This window comes from Streptomyces sp. SCL15-4 (assembly GCF_033366695.1).
GTDB lineage: Bacteria > Actinomycetota > Actinomycetes > Streptomycetales > Streptomycetaceae > Streptomyces.
Genome location: NZ_JAOBTQ010000001.1, coordinates 6,591,075 through 6,609,969 on the forward strand (window position 1 = coordinate 6,591,075; position 18,895 = coordinate 6,609,969).

The window sequence follows — 18,895 nt, forward strand, 5'->3', positions numbered from 1 at the left end:
TAGCCGCTCAGATCCTGCCACGGTTCCAGACCTCGTCAGGGCTGCGGCGACCGTAGGCAGCGGCGGAGAAGTAGCAGGTGGGAGCGCTGCGCCTAGCCTGGCCGGCACTCGGAGCCTGCATGAGAATGACGGCTTTCGAGGCTTACCGTAAGTGGCTTGGCTCTTTGGCCGCGTGAGCGGCCCACGTCCCTTGCCGCAAGTCGGAGGGGGCTTCCCGCTGCGGGGGCGCGCAGCGCCCCACCTGGCTGGCTTCTTGGCCTTCCTGATGTGCGGCCGGAGGCCGCCCCTGTCGCCTACCTGTTCGCCGTCGCGCTTGCCGTTTGATGGGGGCGCTGCGCGCCCTACTTCCCTTCGCCGCTGCACGTGAGTGCGTACTTGGCTTCCCGCTGTCGGCCCCCTTGGGGCCGCCTTGTCGAAGCGGCTTTCGACTGTGCGGCCGGAGGCCGCGACTACTGCTTACCTCTTCGCCGCTGAACGTACGTAAGTGTCTTCGTCCGTCGGCCCCGAGAGGGGCACAGGCTCGTAGGGCTTTGAACCTACTGAGATAGATAAAGAGGAGACGAACGTTTGCCCAGGTCAAGGCATAGACCACGACACGCGGGGCGTGTCCCTCCGCCACGCCTGACGTGTACTTTTCGGGAGTTTGTACACGTGGCGCGTGTCGGCCTGCGCGGGCGCTCGCTCAGGCCGCGCGTGTCCAAGGTCTGGCGTCGCCGTGCACGCTGCACCTGCGGCCCCCTCGGCCGCCCTTCTGGAAGTGGTGATGGGGCAGGGTGAGGCACCGGACAGTTGAGTCGTGCCCGACGAGGGTCAGCGCTTTCGCTCGGCCGACCGCGTTCGTGACGCTCTGCCTGGACGGAATGACCCCGTCATCACTGGCGAGGATTCCGGCTAGCTCACCGATGCGGAACTCGGCGTGACCTATCTGGTTCGCCCTCCACAGGGCGGCGAAGTAGACGCGGTAGGTCAGGGGGTGCCGATCGTCCCTGGCCATGCATTCGCACTGCGCCTGAGAGAGGCCGCCCCACTCGATGCCGGGTCCGAAGTCGATGCGCACTGAGTCGTGGTCCTTCCCGTGTGGCGCGGTGTGCGCCGGTAGTCGGTGGTTCGCATGTGCTCCCTTCTGGTAGGCACGGCCAGCCGTCAGGCTGGCTTGGGAGTGGGACTCAGGTCAGGCGGCTTCCCGGCAGTCCCGCTCGATCCAGCGGTCTACGTCGGCGGGCCGGAAGCGGAGGTGTCCGCCGATCTTGCAGGCGGGGATGTTGAGCGCTCGGTGGTTGTTGTAGACCCACGCGGGCGTCACGCCCAGGTACTCGGCCAGGTCGGCGACGCTCATCAGGCGGGCGTTCTGCAAAGGACGGCTCCTCGGTTAACGGAGGGGAGGGTTCCCCTCGGGCTGCTCATCCTGAGCTATCAGTCTGGTTCAGTCAAACCCGGATGCGTCACACCTTGACTTGCCTGATGCGGTTCAGTTCCGTACGTTGTCGACCATGACGAAACCCAACGACCACGAGGGCGGCGCTGCGCCCCGTCCGGGCCTCACGCATGTCCAGCGCATCGGGGCGTGGAAGGTCACCATGTGGCTTCCGCTCGACTCCACATCGGCCAACCCCCGCGACATCCGGATCGAGCCGCACGAGGATGCCGACCTGCAAGAGGTGGCGCGCGGCATCACCAGCACGATCCTGCGGCAGATCGACACGACCGCCTTCGCGGAAGAGGTGGGGCCGCTGGCGGAGCTGGCCCGTGCTGGCCAACGGGAGGCCGAGAAGTTCCGGCGGGAGCTGGCCGGCCTGCCCAAGGGGGTGTCGGACGAGTACCTCGCGGTGATCTCCGCCCTCTACGTGCGCTTCGTGAACGCCGGGCGGACCGCTCCCGCCCAAGACCTTGAGTGGTGGACGAGGACGAAGCAGGCCACGTTGAAGGGCCACCTCCGGGCAGCGCGACAGCGCGGCTTCCTGACCAAGGTCGAAGGCAAGGCGGGCGGGCAGCTCACCGACAAGGCGATCGAGATTCTGAAGAGGACCAGTGTCAGTAACGTGCGACTGCCGTAGCGGACAGGGCAGAGGGAGGGGGAACTAGCCGGGTGGCAAAGCGCGGCAACGGGCTCGGTGGGACTCCGGTGGAGATCCCGCGTACGGGCCGACCGAACACCTGGGGCGTGCGTACGCCCCTGCACTTCAATCCGGCAACAGGTAAGAGGGAGCGCTACTGGATAGGCCGGGAGTACAAGAACAAGACCGAGGCGGAACGGGCGCTGCGCAAGTGGCACACCGACCACGAGGCAGGCACCCTCACGCCCCGCTCCGACATGACCATGGGACAGCTCATGGACGGCTGGCTTGCCAAGCATCGGGGCGAGGACACCACGAAGGAGGGGTACGAGCCGAAGATCCGGCTGCACATCAAGCCGCACATCGGCAGGGCGAAGGTGGTGGAGGTGACGGACGAGCGGCTGGACGAGCTGTACCGGCTCCTGGAGAGCACGCCCATCGAGGCGAACGGCAACAAGCCGCTCGGACCCAAGAGCGTCCGCCACATCCACAACATCATCTCGGCCGCGCTGGACTCGGTGACCGGACCGAGGAAGCTCCTCGCGGTCAACCCCGCCCACACTGCCAATCCGCCCACGGAACGGCAGATCAAAGCGGCACAGCCGGACTTCCCCACGCTCAACGATCACGAGACGGGGCGGTTCCTGGCGGACATCTGGAAGCCATGCGGCAACCGGGCCTGTGACGGCGGGCTGACTCACCACTGCCTTCGGGACGCCCCGCTGTGGACCTCGTACGCGGCCACCTCATGCCGACGCAGCGAAGTGCTGGGGTGGAAGTGGTCGCTCATCCACTGGGATGAGTGCGCCATCGAACTGGCCTGGGTCGTAGTCGAAGAGGGCAACACCTACCGGCTGCGCAAGCTCACCAAGGATGGAGACGACAACGCGATCATCTACGTAGACCAAGCCCTGATGAACGTCCTCAAGTGGCAGAAGGAACGCCAGGACGCGGAGCGGGAACGCCTCGGGGATCTCTGGGTGGACCATGATCTCGTCTTCGCCCGCGACGGCTTCAAGCTGTACCGGGGCGAAGCAGGCGGACCACAGGACCCCGAGAAGGTGTCGGCCCGCTGGCGGACGGCACGCAACCGTCTGCACCTGCCGGAGAACTTCCGGCTGCACGACTGGCGGGCATCGAAGATCACGAACGATCTCGACAATCACGAGAACCCGGTAGAGGTCTCGGCCAACGCCCGGCACCACTCGCCGGGCTACACCATGGCGCGCTACGGCAGGCGTCGCGCCGAAGGGGCGAAGAAGCTGGCCGCTTCCAGCGCTGCCCGAATCGGCCTGTCATCCCTGGTCTGACCAGGAAGTTCGCTCGGCTGTTGGTCACGTGGTTGGTCACGCCACAGCCGGAGAAACAGAAAAACCCCAGATCAACTGGGGTCTCTGCTGGTGTCCGAGGGGGGACTTGAACCCCCACGCCCGATAAAGGGCACTAGCACCTCAAGCTAGCGCGTCTGCCATTCCGCCACCCGGACAAGGTGTCTGTCGTGCGAGATCTTCCCTTTCGGCGGGGTTTCCCTCGCGGCGACGAAGGAAACATTACCAGGCTTTCGAGGGTGTCCGATCACCCCCTGTCCCCGCGGCCGGCGCACGTGAACGGCGTGTCACAGGCCGGGTCCGGTCTTGGGTACCGGGCGGGGCCGGAGAGAGGATGAGGGGGACCACCAGCAGCGACAGCGGGAGGAAGCATCGTGAGCGAGACGGGCGCGGCCAGGACCGTCACCGGCGAGGACGAGGTCGTGGACCTCTGCCGCGAGCTGATCCGGTTCGACACCAGCAACTACGGCGACCATTCCGGCCCCGGCGAGCGCAAGGCCGCCGAGTGGGTCGCCGAGAAGCTCGCCGAGGTCGGGCTGGAACCGAAGATCTACGAGTCGCATCCCGGCCGCGCCTCCACGGTGGCCCGGATCGAGGGCGAGGACCCGTCCCGGCCCGCCCTGCTCATCCACGGCCACCTGGACGTCGTACCGGCCAACGCGGTCGACTGGACCCACGACCCGTTCTCCGGGGAGATCGCCGACGGGTGCGTGTGGGGACGCGGCGCCGTCGACATGAAGGACATGGACGCCATGACCCTCGCGGTCGTCCGCGACCGGCTGCGCAGCGGGCGCCGGCCCCCGCGGGACATCGTGGTCGCCTTCCTCGCCGACGAGGAGGCGGGCGGCACGTACGGCGCCCGCCACCTCGTCGACCACCATCCCGAGCTGTTCGAAGGCGTCACCGAGGCCATCAGCGAGGTCGGCGGCTTCTCCTTCACCATCGACGACCAGCGGCGGCTGTACCTGATCCAGACGGCCGAGAAGGGCATGCACTGGATGAAGCTGACCGTGGCCGGCACCGCCGGGCACGGGTCGATGATCCACCGCGACAACGCCATCACCGAGCTGTCCGAGGCGGTCGCCCGGGTCGGCCGGCACACGTTCCCGGTGCGGGTGACCAAGACCACCCGGGCCTTCCTCGACGAGCTGGGCGACGCGCTCGGCACCGAGCTGGACCCGGAGGACATGCAGGCCACCATCGCCAAGCTCGGCGGCATCGCCAAGCTGATCGGCGCGACCCTGAGCAACACCGCCAACCCCACCCAGCTGAACGCCGGCTACAAGGTCAACGTCATCCCGGGCGAGGCCACCGCGCACATCGACGGACGGTTCCTGCCCGGTCACGAGGAGGAGTTCCTCGCCGACCTGGACCGGCTGCTCGGCCCGCACGTCCGCCGCGAGGACGTGCACTCCGACAAGGCGCTGGAGACCGGCTTCGACGGCCCCCTGGTGGAGGCCATGCAGGCCGCGCTGCTCGCCGAGGACCCGACCGCCAAGGCGATCCCGTACATGCTCTCCGGCGGCACCGACGCCAAGTCCTTCGACGACCTCGGCATCCGGGGCTTCGGCTTCGCCCCGCTGAAGCTGCCGCCGGAGCTGGACTTCGCCGGCATGTTCCACGGCGTGGACGAGCGGGTGCCGGTCGACGGGCTCCGGTTCGGGGTGCGGGTGCTGGACCGGTTCATCGACGCGTCGTGAACACCGGGCGCATGGCCTGATATTCGGGCAGTCGTACGAGACGCGCTGAGACGAGTGAATGCGACGATCAGTTCGTAGCTTCATTGGTTCCTCCTCGTTGCATCTGATGTGATCCCGCGCCTTGGGGTCGCCTTGCCAACTAGGAGGAACAATGTTCAAGAAGGTCGTCGCCGCTGCGGCCGCCACCGGTGGTCTGGTCCTCGCGGGTGCGGGTCTCGCCGTCGCCGACTCCGGCGCCCAGGGTGCCGCCGTGAACTCCCCGGGCGTCGTGTCCGGCAACGTCATCCAGGCGCCCATCCACGTCCCGGTGAACGTGTGCGGCAACACGATCGACGTGGTCGGCGTGCTCAACCCCGCCTTCGGCAACGCCTGCGTCAACAAGTGACGCCGGCTCCCTGAGGGGCGTCCTTTTACGAGCCGTCGGCCCCGGAACGCGCGCCGCGCGCTCCGGGGCCGACCGGCTTTTCCGAGAACGAAAGCACGGAAGGCAGGGGGGAATCCAGCATGCGACAGGGCACGCGCAAGGGCCTGATGACCATGGCCGCCGCGACCGGCGTGATCGCCGCCGCGAGCGGCTACGCACACGCCGACTCGGGCGCGACGGGCATCGCCGGGGGCTCACCGGGCGTACTGTCCGGCAACACGGTGCAGGCGCCGGTGCACGCTCCGGTGAACATCTGCGGCAACACGGTGAGCGTCGTCGGACTGCTCAACCCGTCGGCGGGCAACAGCTGCGGCCACCACGCCGGCACCCCGGCGGACCGGCCCGGCGGCACCGGCGGCTCGCGCGCGCACGGCCACACCGGCGGCTCGCCGGGCGTCGGCTCCGGCAACACCGTCCAGGTGCCGGTCGACGTCCCGGTGAACGTGTGCGGCAACAGCGTCGACGTCATCGGCGTGGGCAACGCCACGACGGGCAACGACTGCGCCGACGACGGGGGCTACGGCAACCCGCCCGGCAGGCCGGGCGGACCGGGAGAGCCGGGGCGTCCCGGACAGCCGGGCCGGCCCGGTCAGCCCGGCAAGCCCGGAGAACCGGGCCACCCCGGCCTGCCGGGAAAGCCCGGCAACCCCGGTCACCCCGGCGAGCCGGGTCACCCGGTCGAGCCCGGACAGCCCGCTCACCCCGGCCCGGCCACCCCGCCCCGCGACCACGCCCCCGCTCACCACGGCGGGTCCCGGGTGACGGCTCACGCGAGCCACTCCGCGCAGCCGGTGGCCGACGGTCGGCTCGCGCACACGGGCGGTGACGTGCCGCTCGGCATCGCGCTGCCGGCCGGCGCGGGCGCGCTGCTCGCGGGCACCGTCCTCTACCGCAAGGCCCGCGCCACGCGCTGAGGCACGGCGCCGAGCGGACGGACGTGAGCGGAAAACGGAGCGGGCCCTGCCATGCCGGCGGGGCCCGCTCCGTTCGTGCCCGATCACATCCCCGGGCTCACCATGTGGCTCGCACCTGGCGGATGATCCGCCGGCGCAACCGCACCCTGCGACTGCCGTCGCGCAACAGACTCAGTCGGTCCAACTCCCAGTGTCCGTACTCGGCATGATCCGTCAGCAGACGTGTCGCCTCCTTGCGGGAGACCCCGCGCGGCACGTACACGTCGACAAATTCGTATTCCGGCATCGCATCTATTGTGCGGGCTGGTGCCTGGTACGGATAGCGTCTGCACTATGTCTGATGCTGCGCAGCCCACCGCTGCCGAGGTACGCGCCGCCGCCGAGGCGGTCAAGACCGCGCTCGACCGTCATCTCGCTGCGATCGAACGCAGGTCGGGGGAGGACGATCCGGCCGTCTCCGAGGCGTTCAACCAGTTGGCCGCAGCCGCCGAGGCGTACGACGAGCTGCTCTACGACCGTTTCGACGAGGTCACGCCCTTCGAGATCCCCGGCGCGGAGGACACGCTGCCGCCGTACGCCGGGCCCGAGGAACCCCATGCGATCAGTGTGCTGATCCGCCGCGACTACACCGTGGCGGAGCCCCACCGGCTGCTGGCGCAGGCCCAGCGGGTCGAGGCGGCGGACTACGACGACGGCGGGGACGACGAGGCCGCCGGGTCCGTCCCCGGCGCGCTGGGCATCCTGTTCGGCGAGTTCGAGCCGGACGAGATCGCCTCCCGGCACAAGGAATTCGGCTTGGAGGAGGGCGACTCCACGCTCTGGGTCACGGCGACGGAGGAACCGCCCGAGGCCGGGGAGTGGCTCGCGGCTCCCTTCGAGCACATCGATCCGCAGGCGGTGGTGTGCCGCTTCGACGTGAGCGCGGTCTTCGACGACGACGCGACCTCCGACGACGAGGACGACGACGAGCTGGACTTCGTCGAGGACGACGAAGAGGAGCTGGAGCCGCTCGACGCCGACAAGTGAGGCGGGCCCGGCGGTGCCGTGCGGGCCGGGCCCGGTACGGCACCGCCGGGCCCGGCCGACGGAGGACGGGGTCAGCTCGCCGGGACCTGCGGGCGCAGCAGGGTCTCCAGACGCGTGGTCCGGGGCTTGGCCGGGACCTCCGCGACCGCCCTCGGCAGGGCCTGCTCCACGCCGTGGACCACGGACAGATGCCGTTCCGCCCGGCCGAACGCCGTGTACACCCACGGCCGGCTGAGCGCCTGGCCGGCGTCGCCGGGCAGCACCACGACCGCCGCCGGCCAGCGGGCGCCCACCGCCTGGTGCGCGGTCAGCGCCCAGCCGTGCCGCACCCCGCCCTCCACCCGCTCGCGCGGTACGACGACGGGCGCGCCGGCGCACGACAGGTGCAGCCCCTCGGCGTCGGCCTTCACCACCACGCCCGGCACCGCGCGCCCCGGCGCCGGGGAGTAGACGATCCGGTCGCCGGGGTCGAAGCCGCCGAACCGGCCGGGGCCGGGGTTGAGGCGTTCCTTCAGGGCGGCGTTCAGCGCGCGGGTGCCCGCGGCGCCGCCGTGGCCCGGGGTGATCACCACGGTCTGGTCGGCCGGGACGCCGAGCGCCCGCGGCACCGAGTCCGCCACCAGCTGCACCGTCCGGTGCACGGCCTCGCCCGCGTCCCGCACCGGCACGATGACGATCTCCTTGCCGGGCGCCGCGACCTGGTTCAGCTCGCCGACACCGATACCGGAGACCAGCTCGCCGAGGGGACCGGGGTCGGGGACGCGGGAGACGGCCTGCGGGCAGACGCGGGCCGCGAGCACGTCGGCGAAGACCCGGCCCGGCCCGGCCGACCACAACACCCCCGGATCACCGCTGAGCACCAGCCGGGCGCCGTCGGGCAGCGACTCCACCAGCATCGCGGCACTCTCCACGTCGAGCTGCGGCGCGTCCAGCACGATCAGCAGATCGAGCTCCAGAGCCCCGTCGGCGTCCCGCCCGGGCCCCTCCGCCCCGGCCAGCAGCCCGGCCACGGTGACGACACCTCGCGCGGCGGGGCCGACGGCCGGCCACGCGGGCTCCGCGACCGGCCGCTCGGCGGTGTCCGTGGGGTGTCCGCCGTGCGGCGCGGGCTCCGTGTCCTGGTCAGCGGAGGCTTCGCCGGGCCACCCGGCGTCCGTGCCCCGCCGTACGGGCCCTTCCTCCTGCCGACCGCTGTCTCCGCCCGGCCGGCGCGGGTCTCCGTCCTGTCGCCCGGCGGCTTCGTCCACGTAGGCGGTCAGGCGGTGGCGGCCGTCCGGTGTGTGGCAGGCGGCATAGGCCCGCAGGCCCGCCGCGCGGGCGGCGGCGAGCAGCGCGGCCGGTTCGGCGCGGGCCGCCTCGCCGCCGATGTGCAGCACCAGGCCGTGTCCGGCGACCGCGCGGGCCAGCTCGCCCGCGCCGCCGGACAGTTCGGCCGCGACCGCCTCCCACGCCTGTCCGGCCTCCTCGGGCACGGAGCCGGCCAGCCGGGCCAGACCGTCGGCGAGACTCTCCTCGGCCAGGGCGTACCGCTCCAGACCGACCAGGACCCGGACCGGCCGCTCCTGCTCCTCGCCGGTGTCCTCGGGCGCCGGCGCGCCGGGCTCCTCCAGGGCGTCCTGGAACGCCAGCGCCTCGCCCTCGGCGAGCGCGCCCTGCACCGCCGCGTCCGGGTCCGGCACGCTCTGCCGGCCGAGCGCCGCGATGAGCGCGGGCAGCTCCAGCGCGGTGTGCCCGGCGACGGCCGCCTGCTCCAGCAGCCAGACCGTCAGCGCGCGGCCCCGCCGCTCGTCGCCCGGGCCGCACTCCGCTCCGAGCAGCGCCCGCGCGAAGCCGTCGGCCTGCTCCGGCCGCACGCCGCCGACCCGGAGCAGCTGCCAGGGGTCCTCCCGGAGCGCGGTGCCGGCGGCCTCGCCGAGCACCGCCGCCACCTGCGGGGCCATGCTGTCCGGCGCGCCGCCCTCGGCCAGCACCCGGCGCACGGCGTCGACGGTCTCCGGCGCGGGGCGCCGGGCGCGACCGGGGCGGGGGCGGGCCGGGGACGGCGTACCGGCTCCGGGGCGGGACGGCGCGGTGCCGGCGCCGGCTCGGCGAACACCGCGGCCGGCGGCTTCTCGCCGCTCTCCACCGCCCGGACCGCCGCGAGCAGGTCGGCCGCCTTGCCGCTGAGCTTGGCGCCGCTGGTGATGGGGGCCTTCTTTTCGGCCTTGCGCCGCTCGATCCGCTCCCGCTCGATCCGCTGCGCGGCCAGCTCGGCCTCCACCTCGGACAGCCCGGCCGCACCACCTTCGCCGACGACGTCCCCGGCCTCCTCCGAGGCGTCCGTACCCTCGGCAGCCTCCGTACCCTCGGCCGTATCCGCACCGTCGGCCGTCTCCGTACCCGTCTCCGGGCCCTCGGCCGTCACGTCCTCGGTACCCGTGCCGGTGTCCCCCTCGTGTGTCTCACGGGTGTCCGGCGTCCCCGGCCCGGCTTCCTCCGTGGTCTCCGGCTCCGTGCTCACAGCGTGCTCCAGTCGTGATCGGGATAGCGGTGCACGGGCGCCGACACATCGTCCAGCGCCCGGCAGATCTCGTCAGGAAGACTAAGGGTCTCCACTGACAATGCCGCCGTGAGCTGCTGCGCCGTGCGCGCGCCCACGATCGGCGCGGCCACCCCGGGCCGGTCCCGCACCCACGCCAGGGCCACCTGGAGCGGGGTCACCGCGAGCCCGTCGGCCGCCGTCGTCACCGCGTCCACGATGCGCGTCGCGGTGTCGTCCAGATACGGCTCGACGAACAGGGCGAGGTGCTCGGAGGCGCCGCGCGAGTCCGGGGGAGTGGTGTGCCGGTACTTGCCGGTCAGCACGCCCCGGCCGAGCGGGGAGGACGGCAGCAGGCCCACGCCGAGGTCGAGCGCGGCCGGCAGCACCTCGCGCTCCACACCGCGCTGGAGCAGCGAGTACTCCATCTGGGTGCTGGCCAGCCGGGTACGGGTGCCCGGCGCCGCGAGCTGCCAGGTGGCCGCCTTGGCCAGCTGCCAGCCGCAGAAGTTGGAGACGCCCGCGTACCGGGCCCGGCCGCTGCTCACCGCGAGGTCGAGGGCCTGGAGCGTCTCCTCCAGCGGGGTCCCGGGGTCGTAGGCGTGGACGTGCCACACGTCGACGTACTCCGTGCCCAGGCGGGCCAGGGAGGCGTCGAGCGCGGCCAGCAGATGGCCCCGGGAGCCGTCGAAGCGGCGGTCGGGGTCGGGCACGCTGCCGGCCTTGGTGGAGATGACCAGATCCCGGCGGGGCACCAGCCCGTCCATGAGCCGGCCGAGCAGATACTCCGCCTCACCGTCGCCGTACACGTCGGCGGTGTCGACGAGGGTGCCGCCGGCCTCCCAGAACGTCTTCAGCATGTCAGCGGCGTCGTGCTCGTCGGTGTCCCGCCCCCAGGTGAGGGTGCCGAGTCCGATCCTGGACACGCGCAGGCCGGTACGGCCGAGATGCCTCTGCTCCATGCGGGCGAGATTACTGGCCGGAACCGGTGTGGTGGGTGGCCTGTGGACAACCGCGCCCGAAGGGGCACGGGGCCGCGTTCTCCACAGGGCCCACGCGGGAGCGGAACCAGCCGCCGCTCTGCCGTCTCCCGCCGTCCCCGCGCTAAGGTCTGCCCCACAGGCACGTTACTCACGGGTAAGGGGAATCGCGCATGCAGCTCGGGATCAACCTCGGTTACTGGGGTGCCGGAATGGACGGCGACAACCTGGCCGTGGCACAGGAGGCCGACCGGCTCGGCTACGCGGTGTGCTGGGCCGCCGAGGCCTACGGCTCCGACGCGGCCACCGTGCTCAGCTGGGTCGCCGCGCAGACCGAGCGCATCGACGTCGGATCGGCCATCTTCCAGATCCCCGCCCGCCAGCCCGCGATGACGGCGATGACCGCGGCCACGCTCGACTCGCTCTCCGGCGGCCGGTTCCGGCTCGGCCTCGGCGTCTCCGGCCCGCAGGTGTCCGAGGGCTGGTACGGCGTCACGTTCGACAAGCCGCTGGCCCGCACCCGCGAGTACGTGGAGATCGTCCGCAAGGCGATGACCCGGGAGCGGCTGACGTACGACGGCGAGCACTGGACGCTGCCGCTGCCCGGCGGCCCCGGCAAGCCGATCAAGCTGACCGTGCACCCGCAGCGCGAGCACATCCCGCTCTACATCGCGGCCATCGGCCCGAAGAACCTGGAGCAGACCGGTGAGATCGCCGACGGCGCGCTGCTGATCTTCCCCTCCGCCGAGCACCTGGAGGAGACCACCGTCAGGCACCTGCGGGCCGGCCGGGAGAAGGCGGGCCTGACGCTGGACGGGTTCGACGTGTGCCCGACGCTGCCGATCGCCGTCGGCGACGACCGGGACGTGGCCCGGCTCGCCGACACCTTCCGCCCCTACACCGCCCTGTACGTGGGCGGCATGGGCAGCGCCAAGCAGAACTTCTACAACCGGCTCGCCCAGCGCATGGGCTACGAGGAGGAAGCCGCCGAGATCCAGCGGAAGTACCTCTCCGGGGACAAGCAGGGCGCCGCCGCCGCGATCCCGCAGGACCTCATCGACCAGACCACCCTGCTCGGCTCCGTCGACCGCATCGCCGACCGGATGCGGGCCTACGCCGCCGCCGGCGTCACCACCCTCAGCCTGTCCCCGGCCGGCTTCACACTGGAGGAGCGGCTCGCCTCGCTGCGGGCCGGCAGCGAGGCCCTGGAGCGCGCCGGGCTGGCGTAAGGAGAGTTCCACGGCCGTGGTGGGGGCTCGGGGGTCTTCCCCGCCACGGCCGTCACCGGGAACAACGCGCCCGGCGCCGCACGGTTACGACCCCCGGCGCCCTTCTTCCGCACCGCCGCACCCGTCCGTCCGAGCCGGCCCACGGCCCCGCCGCGGCCGGCCCCGCACGACCGCCCTCCGCGTGCCCGGACGCCGCGACACCCACGGCGGCGCGCACCCGGCCGCCGGGCCCAGCGGCGCCCCTCACAACCAGCCGCGCCGTTTGAACAGCCCGTACAACAGCACCTCCAGCACGGCCATCAGCACGATCACCACCGGATACGACCACAGCCAGTGCAGCTCGGGCATGTGGTCGAAGTTCATGCCGTAGATCCCCGCGATCATCGTGGGCACCGCGGCCATCGCCGCCCACGCGGAGATCTTCCGCATGTCGTCGTTCTGCCGGACGCTCATCTGCGCCAGATGGGCCGACAGGATGTCCGACACCAGCCGGTCCAGGGCCTCCACGGACTCGTTCACACGCGTGAGGTGGTCGCCCACGTCCCGGAAGAAGGGCCGCGACTTGTCGTGCACGAACGGCACCGTCGTGCCCAGCGGACCGTTTCCCGCCAGCCGGGTCAGCGGCAGTGTCAGCGGCCCGGTGGCCCGGCGGAACTCCAGGATCTGCCGCTTGAAGGTGTAGATCCGGGACGCGGTGTTGCGGGAACCGCCGGAGTCCGGCCGGAACACCTCCGCCTCCAGCTCGTCCAGGTCGTTCTGCAACTCCGTCGCCACCTCCAGATAGTGGTCGACGGTGGCGTCGGCGATCGCGTACAGCACGGAGGTGGGGCCCTTGCCGAGCATCTCCGGCTCCTCCTCCAGCCGCTGCCGCACGGCCTTCAGCGGCGCACCCTCGCCGTGGCGGACCGTCACCACGAAACTCTCACCGACGAAGACCATCACCTCGCCGGCCGAGACCGCGTCGCTCTCCGGCTCGTACACCACCGGTTTCAGCACCATGAACAGCGAGTCGTCGTACACCTCCAGCTTGGGCCGTTGATGTGCCTTCAGGGCGTCCTCCACCGCCAGCGGATGCAGTCCGAACTCCTGGGTGACCAGGTCGAACTCCCGCTCGGAGGGCTCATGCAGGCCGATCCACACAAAGCCGCCCCCGGCCCGCGCCCCGGCGAGCGCGTCGGACAGGTCCGAGGGCCCCTCGGTGCGGTGCCCGTGCCGGTAGACGGCGCAGTCGACGATCACGGAGCGCATTCTCCCTTCGACCGGTCATCGGCGCACTTCCCGATGCGCCTACCCTTGCCGCATGCCCACGCTGATCCTCGTAAGGCACGGACGTTCCACCGCCAACACCTCGGGACTGCTCGCCGGCCGCACGCCCGGCGTCGCCCTGGACGAGCGCGGCGCCGCGCAGGCCGCCGCCCTGCCCGGCCGGCTCGCCGGACTGCCGATCTCCGAGGTCGTCACCAGCCCCCTCCAGCGCTGCCGGGAGACCGTGGCCCCGCTGCTGCGGGACCGCCCCGGCCTGCGCTCCCACACCGACGAGCGGATCGAGGAGTGCGACTACGGCGACTGGTCCGGCCGCAAGCTCGCCGAGCTGAACGACGAGCCGCTGATGGAGGTCGTACAGGCCCACCCGTCCGCCGCGGCCTTTCCCGGCGGCGAGTCCATGCGGGCCATGCAGACCCGCGCCGCCGAGGCCGTACGCGAGTGGAACGCGCGCGTGGAGCGCGACCACGGCGCCGACGCCGTCTACCTGATGTGCTCCCACGGCGACATCATCAAGTCCCTCGTCGCCGAGGCCCTCGGCCTGCACCTCGACCTCTTCCAGCGGATCTCCGTCGAGCCGTGCTCCGTCACCGCGATCCGCTACACCCGGCTCAGGCCGTACCTCGTCCGGCTCGGCGACACCGGCGATTTCGCTTCGCTCGCGCCGCGCGAGGAACCCGGCGAGGGCGACGCACCGGTCGGAGGCGGTGCGGGCGCACCGTGATCGTCGGCCGCAGTAGGGTGAAGCGACCCTTCCCGTTCGCTTTCCCGTACGGCCAACCGCCGAACCTCTGGAAACCACGACTCAATGGAGACAGGACGTGTCCCGTCAGGTGTTCCTCTACGACCAGCCGGACCGCTTCGTGGCCGGCACGGTCGGACTGCCCGGGCGCCGTACGTTCTTCCTCCAGGCCATCGCAGGCTCCCGGGTGACCAGCGTGGCCCTGGAGAAGACCCAGGTGGCCGCGCTCGCCGAGCGCATGGACGAACTGCTGGACGAGGTCGTACGGCGTAGTGGCGGCAGCGCCGCCGTCCCCGCCGTCGCACCCGCCGAGATCAGCGACACCGCACCGCTCGACACTCCCATCGAGGAGGAGTTCCGCGTCGGCACCATGGCCCTGGCCTGGGACGGCGAGGACCAGCGCATGATCGTCGAGGCGCAGGCACTGGTCGAGCTGGACGCGGACACCGAGGAAGACCTCGCCGAGGCCGAGGAGCGCCTGCTCCAGGACGAGGAGAACGGACCCCCGATGCTGCGGGTCCGGCTGACCGGCGCGCAGGCCCGGGCCTTCGCCAAGCGCGCCCTCGACGTCGTCAACGCCGGGCGGCCGCCGTGCCCGCTGTGCAGCCTCCCGCTCGATCCGGAAGGACACGTATGTCCGCGCCAGAACGGATACCGCCGCGGAGCGTGACGGCCGATCCGAACCCGGCCGAGCTGCTCGCGCACGGTGAGCTGACCGTACGCGGGCGGATCCGCGAGGCGTCCAACGCGGCCCTGTTCTGCACGGTCGCCCTCGACGGCCGCCAGGCCTCCTGCGTGTACAAGCCGGTCGCCGGGGAGCGCCCCTTGTGGGACTTCCCCGACGGCACCCTGGCCGGCCGCGAGGTGGCCGCCTACGAGGTCTCCGAGGCGACCGGCTGGGGGCTGGTGCCGCCCACCGTGCTGCGCGAGGGGCCGTACGGCGAGGGCATGTGCCAGCTGTGGATCGACGTCCACGCGGAGGCCGAGCTGCTCGCCCTGGTCGACGGCGAGGAGCCGGAGCCGGGCTGGAAGGCGGTCGGGCTCGCCGACGTCGGCGAGGGCCGCACCGCGCTGCTGGTGCACGCCGACGACGAGCGGCTGCGCCGGCTCGCCGTCCTGGACGCGGTCATCAACAACGCCGACCGCAAGGGCGGCCATCTGCTGCCCACCGCCGACGGCCGGCTCTACGGCATCGACCACGGCGTCACCTTCAACGTCGAGAACAAACTGCGCACCCTGCTGTGGGGCTGGGCCGGCGAACCCCTCCCGGACCAGGCCGTCGGCGTCCTCAAGAGGCTGCGGGACGCCCTGGACGGCCCGCTGGGCGCGCGGCTGGCCGCACTGATCACGGCGGCCGAGATCGACGCCACGCGCGCGCGGGTCGACGCGCTGCTCGCCTCCGGCCGGCACCCGGAGCCCGGCGGCGACTGGCCGGCCATCCCCTGGCCACCCGTGTAGACCCGTCCGGCACCCGGGCGCGTCCGGCCTCCCAGCACATCCGGCGCCGATGTTCAAGAACGCCGAACCGGTCATCCGGCCCGATCCCGTTCGTATACGCGGCCGGGTGCCGGTTAGGCTCATGTACATGCATGCCTGGCCCGCTTCCGAGGTCCCCGCCCTGCCTGGTCAGGGCCGCGACCTGAGGATCCACGACACCGCGACCGGCGGTCTGGTCACCCTCGACCCCGGTCCCGTCGCCCGTCTGTACGTCTGCGGCATCACGCCGTACGACGCGACCCACATGGGTCACGCGGCGACCTACAACGCGTTCGACCTCGTCCAGCGCGTGTGGCTCGACACCAAGCGGCAGGTTCACTACGTCCAGAACGTCACCGACGTCGACGATCCGCTGCTGGAGCGGGCCGTGCGGGACGACCTCGACTGGACCGCCCTCGCCGAGCGCGAGACGGCCCTCTTCCGCGAGGACATGACCGCCCTGCGAATGCTCCCGCCCCGGCACTACATAGGCGCGGTCGAGGCCATACCCGGCATCGTCCCGCTCGTGGAGCGGCTGCGCGACCTCGGCGCGGCGTACGAACTGGACGGCGACATCTACTTCTCCGTCGAGTCCGACCCGGACTTCGGCAAGGTCTCGCACCTGGACGCCGCCGCCATGCGGCTGCTGTCGGCCGAACGCGGCGGCGACCCGGACCGCCCGGGCAAGAAGAACCCGCTGGACCCGATGCTGTGGATGGCGGCCCGCGAGGGCGAGCCCAGCTGGGACGGCGCCTCGCTCGGCCCGGGCCGGCCCGGCTGGCACATCGAGTGCGTGGCCATCGCCCTGGACCACCTCGGCATGGGCTTCGACGTCCAGGGCGGCGGCTCGGACCTCGCCTTCCCGCACCACGAGATGGGCGCCTCGCACGCCCAGGTGCTCACCGGCGAGTTCCCGATGGCCAAGGCGTACGTCCACGCCGGCATGGTCGCCCTGGACGGCGAGAAGATGTCCAAGTCCAAGGGCAACCTCGTCTTCGTCTCGCGGCTGCGCCGCGACGGCGTCGACCCGGCCGCGATCCGCCTCGCCCTGCTGGCCCACCACTACCGGGCCGACTGGGAGTGGACCGACCAGGTCCTCCAGGACGCCGTGGCCCGCCTCGGGCGCTGGCGCGCGGCGGTCTCCCGCCCCGACGGCCCCTCCGCCGACGCCCTGGTCGAGGAGATCCGCGAGGCCCTCTCCCACGACCTGGACGCCCCCACGGCCCTCGCGGCCGTGGACCGCTGGGCGGCCCGGCAGGAGGAAGAGGGGGGCACGGACACGGGCGCACCCGGCCTGGTCACCAGGGCGGTGGACGCTCTGCTGGGCGTGGCCCTGTAAACACCCCGAGCAGAGCAGCCTCGGCGCGACGGTCCAACGCGGCAGTCGCTCGAACGGAAGAAGAGGGGCGGTTCCCGTGAAAGGGAACCGCCCCTCTTCCGTGCCGGTCCTCAGTCCTCCGGACCGTCCTCGTCCTCCTCCTTGCCCCCGCCGCCGGAGGCGGGCGGCCTGGGCTTCCCGCCCGGAGGGCCCACGTCCCGGCGCCGCAGATACCGCTCGAACTCCCGGGCGATCGCCTCGCCGGACGCCTCCGGCAGCTCCGCGGTGTCCCGCGCCTCCTCCAGCGTCTGGACGTACTCGGCGACCTCGCTGTCCTCGGCCGCCAGCTGGTCCACGCCCACCTGCCAGGCCCGCGCGTCCTCCGGCAGCTCACCCTGCGGGATCCGCAGGTCCAGCAGATCCTCCAGGCGGTTGAGCAGCGCCAGCGTGGCCTTCGGGTTCGGCGGCTGGGAGACGTAGTGCGGCACGGCCGCCCACAGCGAGACCGCCGGGACGCCCGCGTGCGTGCACGCCTCCTGGAGGACGCCGACGATGCCCGTCGGACCCTCGTACTTGGTCTCCTCCAGGTCCATGCGGCGGGCCAGGTCAGGGTCGGACGTGACCCCGCTGACCGGGACCGGCCGCGTGTGCGGGGTGTCACCGAGCAGGGCACCCAGGACGACCACCAGTTCCACGCCCAGCTCGTGTGCGAAGCCGAGCAGTTCGTTGCAGAACGAACGCCACCGCATGGACGGCTCGATGCCGCGGACCAGCACCAGATCGCGCGGCTTGTCGCCGCCGACCCGGACCACCGACAACCTGGTCGTCGGCCACGTGATCTTGCGCACACCGCCGTCCATGAACACCGTGGGACGGTTCACCTGGAAGTCGTAGTAGTCCTCGGCGTCGAGCGCCGCGAACACCTCGCCCTTCCATTCGCGTTCCAGATGCGCGACCGCCGTGGAGGCGGCGTCGCCGGCATCGTTCCAGCCCTCGAACGCGGCCACCATGACTGGGTCGATCAGCTCGGGAACCCCCTCCAGCTCGATCACCCAGTGCCTCCTTCCGACGTGCCCTCGCTTGACCCACCAACCTTACGGCGTCCCGCGGGGGCGCCCGCAGCCCCCTTGCACGGGGGAGTGAACGGATCACTGCCCCGTTCGCCGCCGTGGGACACGCGCGCGGCACGGACTCACAGCGTGGAGCGCAGCCACTGCTCCACGCTCGCGATGTGCACGGTCGCCCAGGACCGCGCCGCCTCCGCGTCCCGGTCGCGCAGCGCGCCCAGGATCGCCCGGTGTTCGCGCAGGGTGCGGCCGACCGCGTCCTCCTGGGTGAGACCCCGCCAGATCCGGGCCCGCGTGGTGGGCCCGGACAGCCCGTCGAGCAGCGAGCACAGCACGGAGTTCCCGGCGCGGCGCACGATGCTCCGGTGGAACTCCAGGTCCGCCGCGACCAGTTCCTCCACCGACGGCGCCTCGCCCAGGGCGTCCAGCCCGGCCGACAGCGCGTCCAGTTCCGCCTCGCCGATCCGGAAGGCCGCCATCGCCGTCGCGGCCGGCTCCAGGATCCGGCGCACCGCGAGGAACTCCAGCACCGTGTCGTCGCGGTGGAAGTCCACGACGAAGCTCAGGGCCTCGAGCAGCAGTTGTGGATCGAGACTGCTGACGTAGGTTCCGTCGCCCTGCCGCACGTCGAGGATGCGGATCAGCGACAGCGCCCGTACGGCCTCCCGCAGCGAGTTGCGCGAGAGCCCCAGCCCGGCGGCCAGCTCGCTCTCCCTGGGCAGCCGGTCGCCCGGGCGCAGCGCACCGGAGACGATCATGTCCTTGATCTTCTCGATCGCCTCGTCGGTGACTGCCATCAACCGGCCTCCCGTCGCCCGGACATCGGATGTCCCGGCACATTATGCGGGCGCGCGAA

The 18,895-nt window shown here is 71.9% G+C and carries 18 protein-coding genes and 1 tRNA gene; 11 read left to right on the plus strand and 8 right to left on the minus strand.

The annotated features are described in order from the left end of the window. Positions 1 to 1,171: 1,171 nt before the first annotated feature. Positions 1,172 to 1,354, minus strand: coding sequence for a helix-turn-helix domain-containing protein (locus SCK26_RS29590; RefSeq protein WP_318204396.1), 183 nt, complete (start codon positions 1,352 to 1,354; stop codon positions 1,172 to 1,174). A gap of 136 nt (positions 1,355 to 1,490) precedes the next feature. Between SCK26_RS29590 and SCK26_RS29595 the strand changes: the two genes are divergently transcribed. Both SCK26_RS29595 and SCK26_RS29600 read left to right on the plus strand, forming a co-directional pair. After that, positions 1,491 to 2,054, plus strand: coding sequence for a hypothetical protein (locus SCK26_RS29595; RefSeq protein WP_318204397.1), 564 nt, complete (start codon positions 1,491 to 1,493; stop codon positions 2,052 to 2,054). Between the two features lie 107 nt (positions 2,055 to 2,161). Beyond that, positions 2,162 to 3,364 carry a hypothetical protein gene (locus SCK26_RS29600; protein ID WP_318204398.1) on the plus strand — a complete coding sequence of 401 codons (1,203 nt, stop codon included), beginning with the start codon at positions 2,162 to 2,164 and terminating at the stop codon, positions 3,362 to 3,364. An 88-nt stretch (positions 3,365 to 3,452) separates the two neighbouring features. Here the strand turns inward: SCK26_RS29600 and SCK26_RS29605 are convergent. Further along, a tRNA-Leu gene (locus SCK26_RS29605) sits at positions 3,453 to 3,540 on the minus strand. Between the two features lie 216 nt (positions 3,541 to 3,756). Between SCK26_RS29605 and SCK26_RS29610 the strand changes: the two genes are divergently transcribed. The 3 genes from SCK26_RS29610 to SCK26_RS29620 all read left to right on the plus strand — a co-directional run bounded on the left by SCK26_RS29610 (position 3,757) and on the right by SCK26_RS29620 (position 6,420). Then, positions 3,757 to 5,082 carry a M20/M25/M40 family metallo-hydrolase gene (locus SCK26_RS29610; protein WP_318204399.1) on the plus strand — a complete coding sequence of 442 codons (1,326 nt, stop codon included), beginning with the start codon at positions 3,757 to 3,759 and terminating at the stop codon, positions 5,080 to 5,082. Between the two features lie 151 nt (positions 5,083 to 5,233). Further along, positions 5,234 to 5,467, plus strand: coding sequence for a chaplin (locus SCK26_RS29615; RefSeq protein ID WP_318204400.1), 234 nt, complete (start codon positions 5,234 to 5,236; stop codon positions 5,465 to 5,467). Between the two features lie 119 nt (positions 5,468 to 5,586). Continuing rightward, the gene (locus SCK26_RS29620; RefSeq protein WP_318204401.1) at positions 5,587 to 6,420 is read left to right on the plus strand and encodes a chaplin; all 834 of its coding nucleotides are present in this window, start codon (positions 5,587 to 5,589) and stop codon (positions 6,418 to 6,420) included. Positions 6,421 to 6,517: 97 nt separating this feature from the next. Here SCK26_RS29620 and SCK26_RS29625 read toward each other — a convergent pair whose 3' ends face one another. After that, complete coding sequence (locus tag SCK26_RS29625; protein ID WP_014671721.1) at positions 6,518 to 6,706, minus strand: DUF5703 family protein; 189 nt, start codon at positions 6,704 to 6,706, stop codon at positions 6,518 to 6,520. 47 nt (positions 6,707 to 6,753) lie between these two features. Between SCK26_RS29625 and SCK26_RS29630 the strand changes: the two genes are divergently transcribed. Further along, positions 6,754 to 7,446, plus strand: a complete 693-nt coding sequence (locus SCK26_RS29630) for a hypothetical protein (RefSeq protein ID WP_318204402.1) — start codon at positions 6,754 to 6,756, stop codon at positions 7,444 to 7,446. A gap of 71 nt (positions 7,447 to 7,517) precedes the next feature. Here SCK26_RS29630 and SCK26_RS29635 read toward each other — a convergent pair whose 3' ends face one another. Both SCK26_RS29635 and SCK26_RS29640 read right to left on the minus strand, forming a co-directional pair. Next, positions 7,518 to 9,386: a helix-hairpin-helix domain-containing protein gene (locus SCK26_RS29635; RefSeq protein ID WP_412080870.1), complete on the minus strand. Its 1,869-nt coding sequence runs from the start codon at positions 9,384 to 9,386 to the stop codon at positions 7,518 to 7,520. Between the two features lie 556 nt (positions 9,387 to 9,942). Beyond that, positions 9,943 to 10,926 carry an aldo/keto reductase gene (locus SCK26_RS29640; protein ID WP_318204404.1) on the minus strand — a complete coding sequence of 328 codons (984 nt, stop codon included), beginning with the start codon at positions 10,924 to 10,926 and terminating at the stop codon, positions 9,943 to 9,945. A gap of 191 nt (positions 10,927 to 11,117) precedes the next feature. Here SCK26_RS29640 and SCK26_RS29645 point away from each other — a divergent pair, with 191 nt between their 5' ends. After that, entirely contained in the window at positions 11,118 to 12,173 is a 1,056-nt protein-coding gene (locus tag SCK26_RS29645) for an LLM class F420-dependent oxidoreductase (protein WP_318204405.1), read from the plus strand. A gap of 243 nt (positions 12,174 to 12,416) precedes the next feature. Here the strand turns inward: SCK26_RS29645 and corA are convergent, their stop codons facing one another. Next, on the minus strand, positions 12,417 to 13,412 hold the full coding sequence (gene corA, locus SCK26_RS29650; protein ID WP_318204406.1) for a magnesium/cobalt transporter CorA: 996 nt from the start codon (positions 13,410 to 13,412) through the stop codon (positions 12,417 to 12,419). Positions 13,413 to 13,473: 61 nt separating this feature from the next. Between corA and SCK26_RS29655 the strand changes: the two genes are divergently transcribed. The 4 genes from SCK26_RS29655 (at position 13,474) to mshC (ending at position 16,993) form a co-directional block, all read left to right on the plus strand. After that, a complete protein-coding gene (locus SCK26_RS29655) occupies positions 13,474 to 14,160 on the plus strand; it encodes a histidine phosphatase family protein (protein ID WP_318204407.1) in 687 nt (228 codons plus the stop codon). 97 nt (positions 14,161 to 14,257) lie between these two features. After that, positions 14,258 to 14,848, plus strand: a complete 591-nt coding sequence (locus SCK26_RS29660; protein ID WP_318204408.1) for a DUF3090 domain-containing protein — start codon at positions 14,258 to 14,260, stop codon at positions 14,846 to 14,848. Further along, positions 14,812 to 15,636, plus strand: coding sequence for an SCO1664 family protein (locus SCK26_RS29665; RefSeq protein WP_318204409.1), 825 nt, complete (start codon positions 14,812 to 14,814; stop codon positions 15,634 to 15,636). Before SCK26_RS29660 ends, SCK26_RS29665 begins: the two co-directional genes overlap by 37 nt. Positions 15,637 to 15,763: 127 nt before the next feature. Then, positions 15,764 to 16,993, plus strand: coding sequence for a cysteine--1-D-myo-inosityl 2-amino-2-deoxy-alpha-D-glucopyranoside ligase (gene mshC, locus SCK26_RS29670; RefSeq protein ID WP_318204410.1), 1,230 nt, complete (start codon positions 15,764 to 15,766; stop codon positions 16,991 to 16,993). A gap of 110 nt (positions 16,994 to 17,103) precedes the next feature. Here the strand turns inward: mshC and SCK26_RS29675 are convergent, their stop codons facing one another. Both SCK26_RS29675 and SCK26_RS29680 read right to left on the minus strand, forming a co-directional pair. Further along, positions 17,104 to 18,024 carry a PAC2 family protein gene (locus tag SCK26_RS29675; RefSeq protein WP_318204411.1) on the minus strand — a complete coding sequence of 307 codons (921 nt, stop codon included), beginning with the start codon at positions 18,022 to 18,024 and terminating at the stop codon, positions 17,104 to 17,106. Between the two features lie 140 nt (positions 18,025 to 18,164). Further along, positions 18,165 to 18,836: a FadR/GntR family transcriptional regulator gene (locus SCK26_RS29680; RefSeq protein WP_318204412.1), complete on the minus strand. Its 672-nt coding sequence runs from the start codon at positions 18,834 to 18,836 to the stop codon at positions 18,165 to 18,167. Positions 18,837 to 18,895 lie beyond the last annotated feature (59 nt).

Bases quoted from the DNA above. Each gene is read 5' to 3' on its own strand.
- SCK26_RS29635 (WP_412080870.1), bottom strand. From the start codon at position 9,386: ATGGCCCCGCAGGTGGCGGCGGTGCTCGGCGAGGCCGCCGGCACCGCG.
- SCK26_RS29680 (WP_318204412.1), bottom strand. From the start codon at position 18,836: ATGGCAGTCACCGACGAGGCGATCGAGAAGATCAAGGACATGATCGTC.
- SCK26_RS29625 (WP_014671721.1), bottom strand. From the start codon at position 6,706: ATGCCGGAATACGAATTTGTCGACGTGTACGTGCCGCGCGGGGTCTCC.
- SCK26_RS29630 (WP_318204402.1), top strand. From the start codon at position 6,754: ATGTCTGATGCTGCGCAGCCCACCGCTGCCGAGGTACGCGCCGCCGCC.
- SCK26_RS29615 (WP_318204400.1), top strand. From the start codon at position 5,234: ATGTTCAAGAAGGTCGTCGCCGCTGCGGCCGCCACCGGTGGTCTGGTC.
- SCK26_RS29620 (WP_318204401.1), top strand. From the start codon at position 5,587: ATGCGACAGGGCACGCGCAAGGGCCTGATGACCATGGCCGCCGCGACC.
- SCK26_RS29645 (WP_318204405.1), top strand. From the start codon at position 11,118: ATGCAGCTCGGGATCAACCTCGGTTACTGGGGTGCCGGAATGGACGGC.
- SCK26_RS29595 (WP_318204397.1), top strand. From the start codon at position 1,491: ATGACGAAACCCAACGACCACGAGGGCGGCGCTGCGCCCCGTCCGGGC.
- SCK26_RS29655 (WP_318204407.1), top strand. From the start codon at position 13,474: ATGCCCACGCTGATCCTCGTAAGGCACGGACGTTCCACCGCCAACACC.
- SCK26_RS29665 (WP_318204409.1), top strand. From the start codon at position 14,812: ATGTCCGCGCCAGAACGGATACCGCCGCGGAGCGTGACGGCCGATCCG.
- SCK26_RS29640 (WP_318204404.1), bottom strand. From the start codon at position 10,926: ATGGAGCAGAGGCATCTCGGCCGTACCGGCCTGCGCGTGTCCAGGATC.
- mshC (WP_318204410.1), top strand. From the start codon at position 15,764: ATGCATGCCTGGCCCGCTTCCGAGGTCCCCGCCCTGCCTGGTCAGGGC.